Source organism: uncultured Aquimarina sp., assembly GCF_947496855.1.
Classification (GTDB): Bacteria; Bacteroidota; Bacteroidia; order Flavobacteriales; family Flavobacteriaceae; genus Aquimarina.
Window position 1 is genome coordinate 658764 of the sequence record NZ_CANMED010000001.1, and the last position, 16909, is coordinate 675672.

19 protein-coding genes are annotated in these 16909 nt (G+C 32.4%); 6 read left to right on the forward strand and 13 right to left on the reverse strand.

What is annotated here, in order from left to right; translation table 11 throughout:
* Entirely contained in the window at positions 1 to 432 is a 432-nt protein-coding gene (locus Q0921_RS02860; protein ID WP_299253000.1) for a nuclear transport factor 2 family protein, read from the reverse strand.
* Between the two features lie 97 nt (positions 433 to 529).
* A complete protein-coding gene (locus tag Q0921_RS02865; protein ID WP_299253003.1) occupies positions 530 to 1585 on the reverse strand; it encodes an AraC family transcriptional regulator in 1056 nt (351 codons plus the stop codon).
* Between the two features lie 444 nt (positions 1586 to 2029).
* Here Q0921_RS02865 and Q0921_RS02870 point away from each other — a divergent pair, with 444 nt between their 5' ends.
* Positions 2030 to 2929 (forward strand): EamA family transporter, encoded by a 900-nt coding sequence (locus Q0921_RS02870; protein WP_299253006.1) that lies wholly within the window; start codon positions 2030 to 2032, stop codon positions 2927 to 2929.
* An 85-nt stretch (positions 2930 to 3014) separates the two neighbouring features.
* On the opposite strand, the gene Q0921_RS02875 is transcribed toward Q0921_RS02870, so the two are convergent.
* Positions 3015 to 3200 carry a hypothetical protein gene (locus tag Q0921_RS02875; protein WP_299253009.1) on the reverse strand — a complete coding sequence of 62 codons (186 nt, stop codon included), beginning with the start codon at positions 3198 to 3200 and terminating at the stop codon, positions 3015 to 3017.
* A 180-nt stretch (positions 3201 to 3380) separates the two neighbouring features.
* Between Q0921_RS02875 and Q0921_RS02880 the strand changes: the two genes are divergently transcribed.
* Positions 3381 to 4505, forward strand: a complete 1125-nt coding sequence (locus Q0921_RS02880; protein ID WP_299253012.1) for a hypothetical protein — start codon at positions 3381 to 3383, stop codon at positions 4503 to 4505.
* Complete coding sequence (locus tag Q0921_RS02885; protein WP_299253015.1) at positions 4477 to 5328, forward strand: tetratricopeptide repeat protein; 852 nt, start codon at positions 4477 to 4479, stop codon at positions 5326 to 5328. Before Q0921_RS02880 ends, Q0921_RS02885 begins: the two co-directional genes overlap by 29 nt.
* 109 nt (positions 5329 to 5437) lie before the next feature.
* Here Q0921_RS02885 and Q0921_RS02890 read toward each other — a convergent pair whose 3' ends face one another.
* Complete coding sequence (locus Q0921_RS02890; RefSeq protein WP_299253018.1) at positions 5438 to 6007, reverse strand: DUF4251 domain-containing protein; 570 nt, start codon at positions 6005 to 6007, stop codon at positions 5438 to 5440.
* 266 nt (positions 6008 to 6273) lie between these two features.
* Here Q0921_RS02890 and Q0921_RS02895 point away from each other — a divergent pair, with 266 nt between their 5' ends.
* Together Q0921_RS02895 and Q0921_RS02900 are read left to right on the forward strand one after the other, a co-directional pair.
* The gene (locus tag Q0921_RS02895; protein ID WP_299253021.1) at positions 6274 to 9276 is read left to right on the forward strand and encodes a carbohydrate-binding protein; all 3003 of its coding nucleotides are present in this window, start codon (positions 6274 to 6276) and stop codon (positions 9274 to 9276) included.
* Between the two features lie 124 nt (positions 9277 to 9400).
* The gene (locus Q0921_RS02900; RefSeq protein WP_299253025.1) at positions 9401 to 10606 is read left to right on the forward strand and encodes a multidrug effflux MFS transporter; all 1206 of its coding nucleotides are present in this window, start codon (positions 9401 to 9403) and stop codon (positions 10604 to 10606) included.
* Positions 10607 to 10609: 3 nt separating this feature from the next.
* Here the strand turns inward: Q0921_RS02900 and Q0921_RS02905 are convergent, their stop codons facing one another.
* Positions 10610 to 10792, reverse strand: a complete 183-nt coding sequence (locus Q0921_RS02905) for a hypothetical protein (protein WP_299253027.1) — start codon at positions 10790 to 10792, stop codon at positions 10610 to 10612.
* A gap of 198 nt (positions 10793 to 10990) precedes the next feature.
* Here Q0921_RS02905 and Q0921_RS02910 point away from each other — a divergent pair, with 198 nt between their 5' ends.
* Positions 10991 to 11587, forward strand: coding sequence for a YceI family protein (locus tag Q0921_RS02910; protein WP_299253030.1), 597 nt, complete (start codon positions 10991 to 10993; stop codon positions 11585 to 11587).
* Between the two features lie 5 nt (positions 11588 to 11592).
* Here the strand turns inward: Q0921_RS02910 and Q0921_RS02915 are convergent, their stop codons facing one another.
* From Q0921_RS02915 to Q0921_RS02950, 8 genes are all read right to left on the reverse strand, one after another.
* Positions 11593 to 11736, reverse strand: a complete 144-nt coding sequence (locus Q0921_RS02915; protein ID WP_299253033.1) for a hypothetical protein — start codon at positions 11734 to 11736, stop codon at positions 11593 to 11595.
* A gap of 147 nt (positions 11737 to 11883) precedes the next feature.
* Positions 11884 to 12426 (reverse strand): 4'-phosphopantetheinyl transferase superfamily protein, encoded by a 543-nt coding sequence (locus tag Q0921_RS02920; protein ID WP_299253036.1) that lies wholly within the window; start codon positions 12424 to 12426, stop codon positions 11884 to 11886.
* Positions 12423 to 12677 carry an acyl carrier protein gene (locus Q0921_RS02925; protein ID WP_299253039.1) on the reverse strand — a complete coding sequence of 85 codons (255 nt, stop codon included), beginning with the start codon at positions 12675 to 12677 and terminating at the stop codon, positions 12423 to 12425. The genes Q0921_RS02920 and Q0921_RS02925 overlap by 4 nt, the downstream gene beginning before the upstream one ends.
* Positions 12678 to 12687: 10 nt before the next feature.
* Positions 12688 to 13962 carry a beta-ketoacyl synthase gene (locus Q0921_RS02930; RefSeq protein ID WP_299254733.1) on the reverse strand — a complete coding sequence of 425 codons (1275 nt, stop codon included), beginning with the start codon at positions 13960 to 13962 and terminating at the stop codon, positions 12688 to 12690.
* Positions 13955 to 14857 carry an alpha/beta hydrolase gene (locus tag Q0921_RS02935; protein WP_299253042.1) on the reverse strand — a complete coding sequence of 301 codons (903 nt, stop codon included), beginning with the start codon at positions 14855 to 14857 and terminating at the stop codon, positions 13955 to 13957. Before Q0921_RS02935 ends, Q0921_RS02930 begins: the two co-directional genes overlap by 8 nt.
* Positions 14858 to 14860: 3 nt before the next feature.
* The gene (locus Q0921_RS02940) at positions 14861 to 15301 is read right to left on the reverse strand and encodes a 3-hydroxyacyl-ACP dehydratase FabZ family protein (protein ID WP_299253045.1); all 441 of its coding nucleotides are present in this window, start codon (positions 15299 to 15301) and stop codon (positions 14861 to 14863) included.
* A gap of 12 nt (positions 15302 to 15313) precedes the next feature.
* Positions 15314 to 15796: a hypothetical protein gene (locus Q0921_RS02945; protein ID WP_299253048.1), complete on the reverse strand. Its 483-nt coding sequence runs from the start codon at positions 15794 to 15796 to the stop codon at positions 15314 to 15316.
* 42 nt (positions 15797 to 15838) lie between these two features.
* The gene (locus tag Q0921_RS02950) at positions 15839 to 16891 is read right to left on the reverse strand and encodes a type III polyketide synthase (RefSeq protein WP_299253050.1); all 1053 of its coding nucleotides are present in this window, start codon (positions 16889 to 16891) and stop codon (positions 15839 to 15841) included.
* Between the last annotated feature and the right edge of the window lie 18 nt (positions 16892 to 16909).

Below are 16909 nucleotides of genomic sequence, written 5' to 3' on the forward strand. Positions count from 1 at the left end.
TTAGTTGTTTTTATCAACTCTCGTCGCGGTTTTACTAATAATTTTCCATGCGTCATCTTTCTTTTTTAGCAAGAAAAGATCTATGTATAACATATTTTTTTCTGGAAAAGAGATCTCCACCTTTGCTGTCGCAATATCATTTACAATTTCTATAGCCAAAATTTTTCCGTAACGCCCATTAAACGATCCAGCATCTTTATTCTTAAAGAATCCAGAGTATTCTGTAGGAGTGAATCGAGCAAAAGAACCTTCTTTGGTGGTAAGATAAAGTGTAGCATCCTTAGTAAATGCACTTTCTAATTGAGGAATCTTATTATAAGAACTTCCATCAATATAGTCTTTTAGTGTTTTTTCAATAAGAGAAGTCTCCGATTGTGCGTTAGAAAATTGAACAATACATACAAGTATGAATGTAAATACATATGATTTCATAATAAAAGATTTAAAAATTTATTCAAACCTCTTAAAATGACATTAATTTAAAATGACAGGTTATAATTTAGGTGTCCAGAATTATAAAATTGGAGTATTATTCTTGTGAAAATTGCTTTTGAAATTCTGAAGGAGTCTTACCAACAACTTTCTTGAAAGTAGCGTAAAAATTTGATTTAGAGGAGAATCCTGCTTCAAAACCAATAGTCTCTAATGTAAATTGATTATTACTTACTAATAATCGCTTTGCTTCTTCTATTCTATGATCATTAATAAATGATGCAAAACTTTTTCCTAGGTTATCATTTAATAATTGAGATAATTTATGAGTAGAAATATGGATATTTTTAGCTACATATTGTAATTTGACATCTGTTTCTTTATATAATTCTTTTTCTTGCATGAGCGTATTCAATTGCTCAATTAAAAATTGTGCCTCTTTTGCTTCTATCTTTTTAGCACTATATTTTTCAGGAATATCTTGAAAAATAGTTTCTCTATTTTTCTTAAACAGAAAAAAGAATAACAATGCATAGAATACTACCGAAAAAGTAATCGTTCCTATCAGATACAAATAGAAATAGCCAATCATGTAGGCTATAAAAATAAGAACATTACCAATAAAAACAGCAACTAACCAAAGTTCTGCCGTAGTGCATTTTTGTGTTGTACTCACTATCTTTTTAAAAATATATCGTAAAACATAGCTCGAAAGAATAAGATACATTCCCCAAACGAAATAAATAAAATGTATAAAATAAGTATTCCAGAAATATACATTTGTTTCATAAGGTTTTACAATACCTACAATGAGTACAATCAAAAACAATAAAGAAAAGTGTATTTTCCAGGAATTCAAAAGTTGTTTCGCGTTGATTACTGAAGACTTTAAATAATAATATAAAGAGATTCCAATTAAGAAACAGGCAGACAAACCTAGTTGAGGAATTAATAAACCTTTTTCCTCAACGGGAGTAAAAATAATGTATACAGATTTACCTATACGAAGACTAAGCATTACTACTAATAGTCCAAAAAATAAATTCTGAACTCGTTTTTGTTTACTCAAAAAAAGAAAATAAAAACTTACTAAAAACCCATTAAAAACACCTACTGCACAAATAAAAAATAGTAATGGATTATTGAAGGACATACATATATTTTAAACCCAAATATATGACTATCTAACTAAAAATTCAATAGATTTTATAGTTGCAAAATAGATAATAACCTAAGTTCAATTATTAATGTATTGGATTTAAAAACCGTCAATTCGAGTGCTTTTACAAAGGAAAAGTGTACTTCGACAAGCTCAGCAGAGCTATCGAGAATAGGTTTTTAAATCCAAAACGCTTGTTTTCGATACAAAATTCTTATCAGAATTTCACTCAAACTGACGTGCTTGGGATTAATCGAACTCAGGATAATCATATGATCATTGATTATAAGGTAAATGGCTTTTCTATAGATAAATATGTTTTAAATAAACTTTAGATTGCTTCAGAGACCTTCTAGCATAAATAATAACCTAGAATAATGCTACAAGATAATTTCTGTATTGTAATTACAAAATAACTTAAAAAACTATATTCGCGACATGTGGATGTATTTAGGTTTATTGGCCGCACTTTTTTTAGGATTACATAATTTATGTAAAAAACATGCTGTACAAGGAAATGAGGTTTTTCCTGTACTGCTAGGCACTATAGGTTCAGGGTTCCTATTACTTCTCCCATTTTTTATAGGTTCACAATATTACCCTGATTTCACAAAACAAATCGGTTTTTATATTGACAGTATTCCTTGGCAAACTCACGGGTTTATTTTTATAAAGTCTATGATTATGGCCACATCTTGGATTTTAGCATATCAAGCTTTAAAACACTTACCAATAACCATTGTAACTCCAATACGTTCTGCTGGTCCTTTTTTCACCTTCATTGGTGCTATTCTGATTTATCAAGAACGACCTAATTTCTTACAATGGATTGGTTTCTTTCTCATTATATTTTCTGTTGTATTATACTCTAGAATAGGTAAAAAGGAAGGTATTAATTTTAAACGAAATAAATGGATATTTGCTATCATTGGTGCTACATTCCTAGGCGCATCTAGTGGTTTGTATGATAAATTTTTAATTCAGAATTTATCACTTACTCCTCAGACGTTACAATTTTGGTTTTGTTTCTATACAGTTCTAATTCTATTAGTGATTTTGTCGCTTACTTGGTTTACTAATGCAGAAAAAAGAAAGAAATTTACATGGCGTTGGACCATTGTAGCTGTTGGTATTTTATTACAAGCAGCAGATTATTTTTATTTTAAAGCACTACAAGATCCCGAAGCATTGATTATGTTGTTATCTGCTATAAAACGCAGTCAGATACTTATAGCAGTTGTTATAGGTGGTCTTATCTTTAAAGAAAAGAATAAGAGAAAAAAACTAATCCCTCTTTTTGGTATTATGTTAGGTGTCTTTTTGATTTTGTATTCATAATTCTGGAACAAAGACTATATTAATTACAAAAACATATAATAAACATAAAAAAAGCGACCATACTGGCCGCTTAATTCCTAAAAGTCTATCCACAACCTAACATTTGCATACAATAATCAAAATAATCCCAACCACCGCTATCACAATAATCCCATTCAAAATAACAATCACTTCCACCATGAATGGTTTTCTGCTCTGTTCTGTTTAGAGTTTTTAGTTCTGATCTTTTTATGACCTTTACCCCTTCCAAATTTAAAATTGATTTTTTCATAATTAAGCTAAATTAAAATTAATTAAATGTGTACCTACTCTTTTGGCTTTTCGGTATCCGCCTTTATTATTAATGTCATAAGTAGTTAATATGTTACTGTTTTTAAAAAGAAGCATAGTTCACTACGTATCGGTTTCAAAAATTAAGATTACCTTTATTGCACAACCATTACCAATCTAAATGAACCAAAAATTACTTCTATTCTTTTTATGTTTTGTATTCTATTCTTGCAATAAAACCTATGATAGAATTGAAAATTTTTTTATCCCTCAAGGTGCTGGTAATAATGGTATCGTTAACAAATACTATATAAACATCTATCCAAAAAATCAGCAGAGTAAAAAAACTATTCTTGATTATTCTTTGATTGAAAAAATTAATGATTCTATATATAGTAAAAAAGCGTTTAGTCCTTCCTTTCAATTGCAATCATATAAACAGTTTAAAATTGAAGAGAGAGAGATTATAGAAACTAATTATAAGCGATATTATCTAGCAGACACATTGGTAGCTTTTTATCCTAATAATGAAACTACTTATTTAACCTTTAAAAAAGATACTGTTCATTATAGAACAAGTCTGAAAAATAAAGATTCTTTGTCCAGGAACATCCATCAGTCTAGTACGATGGTTAAAGACACTATTATACAAAACAAACCCGCTAAAATAGTAGAGCAAAATACTACCAATATTACTACTTTTGGAAAAATCTTTAGTGATACATTACAATTAAGCTCTCGTAGCATTTATGTTCAAGACTTGGGATTATATTCATCTACTCTTATTACAGATAAAGATGTTATAGAAAGAATTTTGGTAGAGCAACTATTGCCCTCAGAATTTGAAAAATTGTCTAATCATACTATAAAACGCGTTGGCTATATTGATTTTGATAAAACTATTGATAAAGACAAAGAATTAGCGATTTGCTTACCACATAAATTAATTGCTGATTATTATAATGGACGCAATGATCGTGCAGGATTTATTGGCGGAAAAGGAAAACTAAAAAAGTTGGTATACAGTAAACTGGATACTAACAAATTAAATAATGAATCAGGATACTTAACCTTTAGGTTTGTAATCAATTGTAATGGCATAGCAGGTAAATTCATAACTGATGAATCAGCTGATTTCGATTATAACAAGAAACAATTCTCTAAGGAAACAATAGCTCACTTATATGATATTCTTTCTCATGTAAAACAATGGAAACCAGTGATTATCAGAAACAAGAACAGAGATTCATATTTCTATATAACTTTTATTTTAAAAAATGGAGAAATTCAAGACATTTTGCCTTAGTATTTTTTGTGCTGCATTGTTGATGAGTTCTTGTAGTCAACAACCACAATTGTATAAAAAAGAATTTGATGAAACGGAATCAAAAAAATATGCTAAACAATTTATAGAAGGATTGAAAGGCCCCACCTATCAAGGTTCACCAGAAGAACATTTTTTAATAGAAGAAGCTAAAATATTCGACCCTACTTTTTCTGATATCTATAGAGAAATGGGTGCTTCTAGAGTAAAAAGAGGTGTCAATACGGAGGCGATAAAAAAATATGCTAAAGCAGTATCACTTGATCCCGAATCTTGGCAAGGATATCGTGGATATTTATACTTATATTTTTATAGAGATTATGATAATGCTATTAAGGATTTTGATGAATTAGATGCGCTTACTCCAAATTTTGTTGATTATCCGCAGTCAGAGAATATTGACTTTATGAGAGGTATAGCTTATATGATGAAAAAGGATTACCCTAGAGCTCAAGAGTATTTCAAGAAATTTTTTGAACACGAATCTAAATCTGGGGATTTAAATTATATAGAAAGTAGAGCTTTTATGTACTATGGCATTACTTATTTTGAAACCGGTGATTTAGAAAAGGCACTGGAAAAATTTGATTTAGGAATAAAACATAACAAAAATGCGGATCTTTTTTATTGGAAAGCAAAAACGATGAAAGCCCTTCATAGAAAACAATCAGGAATTATTAAATATTTGGAGATATCAAAAGAACTTTTATCACAAGGATATAATAGCAGAAGACCTTATGTAGAAGAATTTTATCAAACTTATATAGAAGACATTGAGGAGCTAGGGAACAGTATTAAAGTTTAGGGTAATTGGATTTAGGAAAACCTCCATGTTACTTCCCTTCTTTTTAAATATGAACAAATAAATGACTCACTTATCAAATACTTAATTCAAAAAGTCTAATAGCTAACTACTAATTTGTCACAACAACACTATCATCCTCTGGAACGAATACAGTTCCTCTATATCGTATGGATGTTAGATGACTGCTATTTATAGTAATATTAGTACCCCAATTAGGATATAATGTGATGATCACTCTATAAGATTCACTGTTATTCTTTACTCTAAACTTGATCGTATGCCGTTGTTTTTTTTTATCTTTTGTCACTTCATATTGATCTGGTATTCCTTTAAAAACAATACCCCCTTGATTACTTCCATACGAACCAGCTAATTGTCGCCCTCCGTAAAACGGCAAATCTATTGCAATACTATCCCCATAAACTTTTAAATAATTTGGATTTCCTATAAGATTAATACTATTTGTAGAACTTCCTGGAGGAAGCAATCCACTGTTTGCAATAGCATTCATACTGGCCGTAGCCATTGGATACATCCAATCTGACTCTATAGCAAATGCTTTCTTGTTAATCATTGCTTCTAAAGTTTCACTTTTTGCGTTAGGTTCTATTATTTTTTTCGAACTAGTACATCCGATCAATACACTTCCTGTAATTAATATAAAAACTAAAGCCCTCATCCTTCTATCTTATTACTTTACAATGACTTAACAATTACCATTATATGGTAATTTACGAATTTTATTTCTTACTATTCGATTGACCACTTCTATTTTGATTCAATTTCAGAGTTTAAGAAGGGTTATTTCTAGCGTATTCTAAAAAACTGCTTACGAATTCTAAAGTAGTATCAACCTACACTCAATGATTATATACATTTGATTAATTGGTCAACCAATTAATTCTTTATTAACCAATATATATTGTAACAACTTAACTTATACTAATGAAATACTCTTATCCAATTAGAAAAACCTTATTGTTTTTACTTTTTAATTTTATAGCCATTCATTTTATAGAAGCTCAGATGGTACATCCGGGAATATCACATAAAAAGTCAGATTTGGATCGTATAAAATATATGGTTGAAGCCCAAATCGATCCTTGGTATACTTCTTACCAAAATATGATAGCGGACTCTAAGGCGAGTTTTAGATATACTGTTCAAGGGGATGAAAGCTTTACTATATTAGCCAGAGACTCTCCTAGAACTAACTATGGCGCTTGGAACAGTGATATTAGAGCAGCATACTATAATGCTATTAGATGGTATATTACAGAAGATCCAAGGCATGCAGAAAAAGCTATAGAGATTTTCAAAGCTTGGTCTAACCTTACCTCTGTTACCAGTAATGGAACAGAAGCATTGAGCGGTGGTGTAGGTTACATTATGATAGAAGCGGCAGAAATCATAAAAAGCACCTACTCTGAATGGAAAACTTCTGATATGCAGAAATTTAAAGATATGCTGGTATATCCTGGTTATTCAGCAACAACAGTACCTAATGATATTAGGTCTAACAGTACATTCTATTGGAGTTCTTATCAAGGGGATCCAGGACGTCACGGGAATCAAGGTTTATCCGGTTGGCGAACAGTTATGGCAATGGGAATCTTTCTGGATAATGAAATTATGTACGATCGTGCACTTAGATATATAAAAGGACAATCACATCGCTCTGATGACTTATCGTATCCTTCAGGTCCTAGAACACATACAGACCTTATTGATTCAGGAGATCATGCAGATACCTATAATACTTCGCAAGGAAACTCTATTACTGATTATGGGTATAATGAAGTAATGACTCATTACATTTATGAGACAGGGCAATGTCAAGAATCTTCCAGAGATCAAGCACACGTCTTATTTGGTCTAGGGTTATTAAACTCTATGGCAGAAATGGCGTGGAATCAAGGAGATGATTTATATAGCCACGAAAATGATCGTTTATTATTAGGTCTAGAATATTCATTACGTTATAATGTATCATCAGTAGCATCTTATCCTGATCAAAATTCTCCCTGGGAACCAAATACTTTTCTTCGAGGTTTTGATAGAACTGAAAGATGGTACAGTAAATCTATAAGTCCTGATGGTAGAGGTGATTTTACAAGAAATCGTCCTAATTGGGAGATGTCCACCGCACATTATATCGGGAGAGGTTTTAAATCTGAAAATGAAGCCAAATGGACATTACGTGCAAGAGATAAATCTATAGATATTGATGGATACGAAAGAGCCGGATGGACTAATGACGCGATTGGATGGGGAGGATTAACTTTCAGAAGACCAATAGGTTGCCACGGAGATCCTATAAGCGGATTTATCGCTGGATTACCTGATTATAATATGAACGTTTTACCTATGACAATTGAGGCAGAAAACTATGACTACTCTCCTACTAATGGAGAAGGAAGAACCTATCACGATACTTCTGCCAATAATTCTGGAAATCAATATCGTACTAATGAAAATGTCGACATAGAAACACGTACTGGAGGTGGTTATAATATAGGTTGGATAGCGTCTGGAGAGTGGTTAACATATACAGTGTATGTGCCAGAGACAGGTAACTATGATATTGCCATAAACTACGCTGCAAACAATACTAGTGGTAAAATAAAATTCGAATTTGGAGGTAGCGATAAAACAGGAGAAATACCTTTAACTGGAACTGGAGGAATGCAATCATGGAATGATCTTACTGTTAAAACAGGAGTAAGACTATCTAAAGGAGTACAAAACATGAAAGTTTTGGCTAGTGGAGTTTCTAATTCATTTAATCTTAATAGCATTAAAATTTCCAAGGATGATGATCATACTGATGGTAGAAATAACCTAGCTTTAAGTGGTACAGCCACACAGTCATCCACCAATCAAGTACATGGAGGAGCAGCTCCAAGAGCTATAGACAATAATACCAATGGGAGATGGTCAGAAGATTCTGTAACTCATACTGAAACTGAAACTAACCCATGGTGGCAAGTAGATTTAGAGTCCAGTTATAATATAGATGAAATTATTGTTTTTAATAGAACCGACTGTTGTGCAAATAGATTATCAAATTATACCGTCTCTGTTATAAATTCGAATGGTGATACTACTTTTTCTAAATCTTTCACCTCTGCTCCTGACCCTTCCATCACTGTAAATGCAGAAGGAGCCACAGGAAAAATAATCAAAGTACAAATAAATGGTACGGGTGTATTGTCTATGGCAGAAGTACAAGTATACGGAGAGGCTTTTACAACTGGTGGAGGGAATTTCCAGTTGGTCAAGAGAAATGCTACCGGTTTTGCCATCGATGGTGGTAGCGGAGCAGTTGCAGGCAGAAGTATTGAATTGTACACCAATGTGCAGCATAACAATTTAGTGTGGACAGAAATTGATCGTGGAGGAGGTTATTATTCATATCAAAAATACAATACTAATGTATGTTTGGATGGTGGATCCGGAGGAGCTAACGGACAAGACGTTACACTACAGCAATGTGATGCTTCTGACTATGGGCAACAATGGCAAAAAATAGATGCTGGTTCAGGGCATTATCGTTTACAAAAACGAGGAACGAATTATTCACTAGATGGAAACCACGGAGGCGATATTGATCAAAATGTATATTTGTGGACCTCTAGTAGCACCAATCAAAATCAACAATGGAGGTTTGATAAAGTCGAAAGTTCTAGATCAGGAGCCGGTGAAATAAAAAAGACCAATCTTAATCTTTACCCTATTCCACTCTCAGATGTGCTTCATGTTAGTATCGATGGTTCAAAAACTGCTAAAATAGACATATTCAATAGTGCTGGCCAAACAGTTTATACAGAGCAAATAGAAAATGGAGTCGGTTCAATAAGTTTAGGGCATTTACCTATTGGATTATATATCGCAAAGATTACAAATGGGAAAGTGATAATTAATCGAAAGATTTTAATCAAAAAATAGATAAATTGTCTAATTATGATGAATTAAAGTGCGTTTTAATACTAAAAACTTGTTGCTACTAAATAAAGGTTAAATAGCAATGATGATTATTAGACTGTATTATTAAATGAGCTACTTTTGCCAGATGCTCAAAAAGAAATATGCACAGTTAGAATTTATTGTACTAATGGCTTCGCTTATGTCTATTGTGGCTTTGGCGATTGACGCACTATTACCTGCATTAGATATTATAGGAATTAATATTGGTACAACGGAATTAGCGGACAATCAATTATTGATTACCATGATTTTTTTAGGTCTTGGTATAGGTCCGCTTATTTTTGGCCCTATTTCGGATAGTATTGGTAGAAAACCTGTCGTTTATATGGGGTTTTTGCTCTTTATTGTTGCTAGTTTTATGTGTATTAATGCCACTAGCCTTACAGTAATGATAACTGGAAGAATTCTACAAGGTATCGGACTTTCAGCTCCCAGAACGATCGCTATTGCTATGATTCGAGATATTTATAGCGGTGATTATATGGCGCGTATTATGTCATTTATTACTGTAGTTTTTATTTTGGTCCCTATTATTGCTCCTGCTTTAGGGAAATCAGTATTAGATCACTATAATTGGCAAGCAATATTTTATATTCAACTAGTATTTAGCGGATTAGTCTCTTTTTGGTTTTGGAAACGACAAACTGAAACCTTAGAAATTTCTAAGCGTATTAAATTTTCTTCTCATATTTTTATAGATGGAGTTAAAGAATTGGCTAAATATAAAAACACTATTGGTTACACCCTTATTTCTGGCTTTATTGTAGGTTCTTTTTTGGTGTACCTTAGTAGTTCTCAGCAAATTTTTGAACAGCAATATCATCTCAAAGAAGAGTTTCCATATATCTTTGCATTGTTAGCAATCTCTATTGGTACAGCTACTTTTTTGAATGGTACCTTGGTTATAAAATACGGAATGGAAAAACTAGTTTCTATTTCATTATATGTATTCTTCGGTATTTCATTGCTGTACATTATCTTATTTTATGGGGATACAAATCCTAGTGTGATTATACTCTTGATTTTCTTTGGATTGCAATTCTTTTCGATAGGATTTTTATTTGGTAACCTTAGAGCTCTGGCGATGGAGCCAGTAGGCCATATTGCGGGAATAGCAGCTGCATTAACTGGATTTGTAAGCACGATGATGGCGGTTCCTATAAGCACTTACATAGGAAGATATGTTGAAAATACTGCGTTACCGTTATTTTTAGGCTTCTCCATTTGTGCAGCAATTTCTATTGGGATTCTGTTATATCTAAAAGCTTCTATGAGAAAGGTGAAACAATAACCTTTAGCTAGTAGCTTTAGTATCTCCTATACTCTTTTTCTCAGTAGCCGATAGCTCTCCATCACCTAGGATAGGAAATTTATCTCTCTGGGATCCATACCCGAAATTAGAAGATCGACGATACTTGTTTTGGAAATCCGCGAACCTTCTTTTTGACCAGGGTTTATCTTTTTTTTGATTTTCCATATGTAAGTTTTTATGGTTTAATTACCTGATTGACAATTAATTTACTTTCTAAGTTAGATTTTTTTTTAGAATTTAGCAGAAACGTTAACATCAAATTATAATTATTTACTCGATTTTCATCTATTTTACAATCGTTGATTTGCTTAAGCGATTGGAATGATTCTTGATTATTAATATACCTATAAAACAAAATATGTTATGAAAACCTACTTTAATTTAGTTCTTTTTTTAGTTTTGTTGATCCCTTTTGGATATGGGCAATTTACACCTCCTTCTGAAGGAATTATTGATAGATCTGATCGTCATGAAGATGCTTTAATCAATGATATTATTAAGTTAGAGTTTGATAAGAAAAATGCTAAAATATCTTTTGATTTTCTTTCTGAAGAAACTAGTGGAACAATTAGTGGTTTAGATTTCAAGATATCTTTTAATCCAGAAGATTCGGATAATGCCTATTTTAAAGGAACCGCTCTTGTAAATACTTTAGACACAGATAACTTCTTAAGAGATGGTCATCTGATGTGGGAAAAGTTTTTTTATAAAAAGAAGTATCCCAAAATAGCTTTTGAAAGTAGAGAAGTAGTCCATTTCGATAATAATAATTATAAAGTGATAGGAGACCTTACAATCAAAGGTGTTACTAAAGAAATTATTGTAAATTTCACTCTGGATATTACCAAAAATCTTTTAGGTAAGACTACTATTTATACTAGTGATTTTGATGTAAATATTCACGATGAAAGAGAAAAAAACAAACTGGATATTACATTTGATTTTCCCATTTTGAAGTAAAATTATTATAAATTTATACTATAAGCTTTTGCCAATCTTTCTGAAGTTGTTATAAGTCCAGTATTCACTATATTTATTTCTCTTAAACGTGTAATATCAATTTTGTCATCACGTTTTTCTTCCCCTTTAGTTATTAGTTGAGTAATCATTTTGAGTTGTTTTTTTATATTTTCTCTTATACAAATATATAAACTATTCATAGGCTATGTAAGGGTGTAAATACGGTATTTCACGGGGCAATGCCCCCTATTTTTTTTAGATTAGAAATGAAAGAGATTAGAACTCACTCTGTAGAATTATAAATCAATAGTAAAAGCCGAAAACGATCCATGACTAGACAAAGAAATAGCTATATCCGTAACCCTATTATCAATTTTGACATAAGGAATACCATTTCTATCTTTTTGTAAAGTCACAGCAGATAGATTCACATTCATTACATCGGCAATATAGTACACAAGTTTACTTTTGTACTCTAATGATTTATCTGTAAATACCTTTGAAATGAAATTAGATTGATCGGTGTATGCAATTGTGTATATGTACTTTTCTGTTTGTTTCGAAACAGTTTGATAGTTATAATTATGCACCATAACATTAGAATCTGTACAAATAAAATCATTTGGATTGTATTTAGGAGACAGTGAAAAAAGTCGCTGATGCGCTTTGTATGCCGCTTCTTTCATACTCCATAACTTCCATACCATATGATTAGAATTTTCTGCATCCCAAATTCTATCTTGTTCTGATTCGGTAAAGATTTTTTGCAACCAACCTTTTCTCTGCCAATTACTTTGTACAGAAGCAAGTTTAAGGTCTACAATATCATTACCAATCATTTAGTCGCAAGTTTATCTTGAATTACTTCTATGGATGCTTTTACTGTAAGCATTTTATCCATGCCATCATTATCTATCTCGATATTAAATTCGTCTTCCACATCCAGAATTACATCCACCAAGTTAGCAGAATTAATCTCTAAATCCTCTATAAAGTTGGTGTCTTCAGATATATTTTGAAATCCTTCCTGATTCTGCACATAAGGTTCTATAATAGTTTTCAATTTAGATAGTAATTCTTCTTTTGTCATGAAATTTTTATTATGAATATTTTTTAAAGATAATACAAGCATTTACATCTCCAAATCCAAAACTAGCTTTTGCTGCAATTTGAAGAGGTTTAGATATAGTTTTTCTAGGAATCCGTTCTCTGTCTACCATTACCTCAATTTCGGGATGTAAATCTTCACAATTTATATTTCCAAAAACGAAATCTTCTTTTAACTGAAGTACCGTAGCAACGCTTTCTATACTGCCAGATGCAGCTAGACAATGACCCACCAGACTTTTTAACGAATTTATGAACGGAAAATGTTTTCCTTTTCTACCCAATGCATCACACCAATTCTCAATTTCCATAGCATCTTTGTTGGTAGCGGTTAGATGACCATTAATCGTATCGATATCATTTGCGTCAATTCCAGAATTTATAACTGCCTGTTTTATGCATTCCTTTACCGCTTTACTATTGGGAGCAGTCATACTGCCACCATTTCGTTGGCCACCACTGTTCACGTGCCCTCCTAATATTTCTGCATAGACAGTAGCTCCACGTTTCAGTGCATTTTCTAAGCTTTCTACAACGAGTGCTCCTGCTCCACTTCCTGGTACAAAACCACTAGCCGTTTCACTCATTGGTCTTGAAGCTGCTGTAGGTTTATTATTGTATTTATGAGGAAGAATTCTCATCGCATCAAAACCTCCCCAAACATAAGGTCCACTATCACTCGTACTACCAGCTAATATTATTTCTGCTTTTCCAGATACAATACGATCATAGGCCATCAAGATAGCTTCTGTACCAGTACTGCAAGCGGATGAATTGGTCGTAGTAATGTTTCCGCAGCCTAGCATTCCGCCTAAAAACGCACTAATACCACTTGCCATTGTTTGTATAACCGAAGTACTCCCTAACCTCCTTACGTTTCCAGCATCTACTTTATAAATTGCTTCTCTAAATTTATCAACTCCCAATACTCCTGTTCCAAATATAATTCCTGCATCCCAAAGTGGATCTTCGGTTTTATCTGGGATTGTTAATCCAGCATCTTTCCACGCATCTAGTCCAGCGATTACACCGTACTCCAAACCAGAAGCATTCAGTCCTTTTAACTGAATACTATTAAAGTAATTATTTAAGTAATCATCTTTATAAATCGGTTTTCCAGCTATTTGACACGAAAAATTAAGCTGATTTAATTCATCTATGTATTGAATTCCGGAGATACCTGTTTTGATAGCATTCCTAAAATTTGAAACGTTCGTTCCATTTGGAGCGACTACACCTAAACCTGTAATAACTACTCTTCTATTTATCATTCAACACAGCGTCATTAATGATTGAAATAATTTTTTCCATGGCCATTTTAGCTTCTTTAAAAAATGGTAGTAATGGCCATATGTGTGGCATACCTTCACCGACAACAACTTCTATGCTACCACCTTCCTCTTTCACTTTCTCTATAAAAACCTCTTGGTCCGGCATTAAAATATCATTCGTTGCAACAAAAATATGAATTGGAGGAAAATCCTTGAATGAACCATATAAAGGTGATATAATTGGATCTTTTAAAGAAAAATTACCTGCGCACATCTTTTTTGCAGAATGCACTCCTTTATAGCTTAAAATAGGATCTATAGAATCGATTTCATGTATTCTGTGATTCGTGAGACTTGCATCCATCATTGGTGTCACTAAAACAAGACGATTAGGTAACTGTTTATTATCTCGAATTAATCCTTGAGTTAAGGAAGTGAGTAGATTACCTCCTACCGAATCACCGATAAAAATAATTTTGGAAGGTTTAAATTTTTCCAATGCTTTATAATAAGCCTCACAAATATTCTGAGCAATTTTTTCTATATTGTTCTCTGGAGCCTTGGGATAGTCTATCATCCAAGCACGGGTATTTGTATATTTTACAATACGTGCTAAAGATTCCCAATTATTTTCTGTAGGGCCATATACAAATGCCCCACCGTGACAATAAAACAACAAATAATCATTGGCTGGTTTAACAGGAGTTATTTCTGTCACTTTAGTATCCAAAATAGTTTTTGTAACAAAAGAATTTCCCAACAAAAGTTTATTGCTTGGATGACTCACATTTTCTCTACGCTTTTTTACGTAGTCAATGGGATCTTCTGACCAAGATTTTTTTACACCTTTTAGTTTAAGCACTAATTTCACTATTGAATATCCAAAACTCATAAATCAACTATTTCCAACAATCATTCCTGCAATTTCTCCTTTTGCAATTAATTTTTGTTCCTCATTAAACATTTCAACTTTACATTTTAGCTTATTAAACCTAAAATATTCCTTTTCTGATTTCACCAACACCTTTTCTCCTGGCAAGACTGCTTTATAAAAATTGATTACAGTACTGCTCATAGCGACTCCAATTGTGTTTTTATCTATTTGTTCTTTTAGCGTAAATATTCCTAGGCAAACTAATCCGATCTGAGCCATAATTTCTGTTAGAATAACACCAGGTGTAATAGGATGATCTTTAAAATGACCTTGATAAAAATATTCGTCAGGTTTTAAGGTATAAGACCCTTTAACACCATTTTCATCTACTTCTTCAATTTCATCCACAAACAAAAATGGAGCTTCATAAGGTAATTTTTCTATGATTTGTTCTTTCGTCAAAATCTTTATTTTTTAAAAAGCACATCCGTTTGGCAAAGGTGCTGCCGTTTCTAATTCATTTGCAAAAGTAGTTTCTAAGGTTTCTTGACTAAATCCAGCGGATACACTTCCCTTAAATACAACATCTCCATATCCCTTATTATTCATATGTGCTCTAATATATACTATCTGATCTTTAGTAATATTCACGGGACCTCCTGACCTTGTAAAAGGTTGTTCGTTTACGTGACTATGCCCTAATATTCTCCTATATAATAATGTACCTTCTTCGGAAATGATTTCCCACCAATCTGCATATTGATTACATCCTAGATCTGGGCTCTTTATTTCTACACTAAATGTATAATTACTTTCTTCTCCAGCTATAGAAACATCAGTAATACCCGCAGTTACTTCTGGTATAGAAATATCAGTTTCTACAGTTGAATCATCATTTTTTGTACAGGCAGAAGCTGAGATTGTAAATAAAATAATACAGACTAATAAATTCTTCATTTTCGTATAGTTTTAGTTAACGCTAATTAAACTTATTTTAAATTACCACTCTAACAATATTCTTTGCGCAGAGAATCCAGGACCAAAACTAAGCATAAGACCTGTTTCTCCTTTAGTTGGCTTTTTATTCATAAAACGCTCTAATACGTATAAAACAGTAGCACTACTCATATTTCCATATTCTTGTAGTACAGCTTTAGTATCATCTATGTTCTTACCAAGATCTCCAAAAAGACCTTCTACAGTCTGTACAATCTTTTTACCTCCAGGATGAAAGATCAGATGATCAATTTCTTCTAGCGTTCTTCCATGTTTTTGTAAAAAGGGATGTATAATATCCGGAAAATGTTTCGCTATTTTTTCAGGAACCTCTTTATCCAATACCATTTGTAAACCACCATTTGTCAATTTAAACCCCATCATTGTCGTAGCATCATAAAAATGATACATTTCATCGGCAATTATTCTAGGGCCGTTAGCTTCCTCTTCTGAAGAAAGCAACACACAAGCTGCTCCATCTCCAAAAATAGCAGCACTCACAATATTTACCATACTAAAATCAGTATGCTGAAACGTAGCAGTTGGTGATTCGATTGCAATTACTGCAGCTCTTTTCCCAGGATTAGCTTGCAGAAAGTTTTTTGCATAAATCATTCCTGATACTCCAGCAGCACATCCCATTTCAGTAACAGGCAATCTTACTATATCTTGCCTAAGACCTAACTCGTTGATAATGTAAGCATCTAAAGATGGGATCATGATTCCTGTACAGCTTACCGTAATTATATAATCTAGTGATTTTGGGTCCCAATCAGCCTGATTCAAAGCTTTCTTGACTACAGAATTTCCTAATTTTTTCACTTCACGAATATGGATATCATTCTTTTCTTCAAACGAAGTTGCAGTAAAAACTTCTTCTATACTCATGATCCCATATCGTTTATCTACGGCAGCATTTTCGAAAATCTTAAGAACCTTTCGTCTAAAACGATCTTCTTGACCTGTAAGCCATTGTGATACAAAAGGAAGTATTTCCTTTGTATCTCTAACATATTGTGGCAACTGTTTAGCTACCGTTGTTATTTTTACACTCAATTTATTTTCCTTTATTTC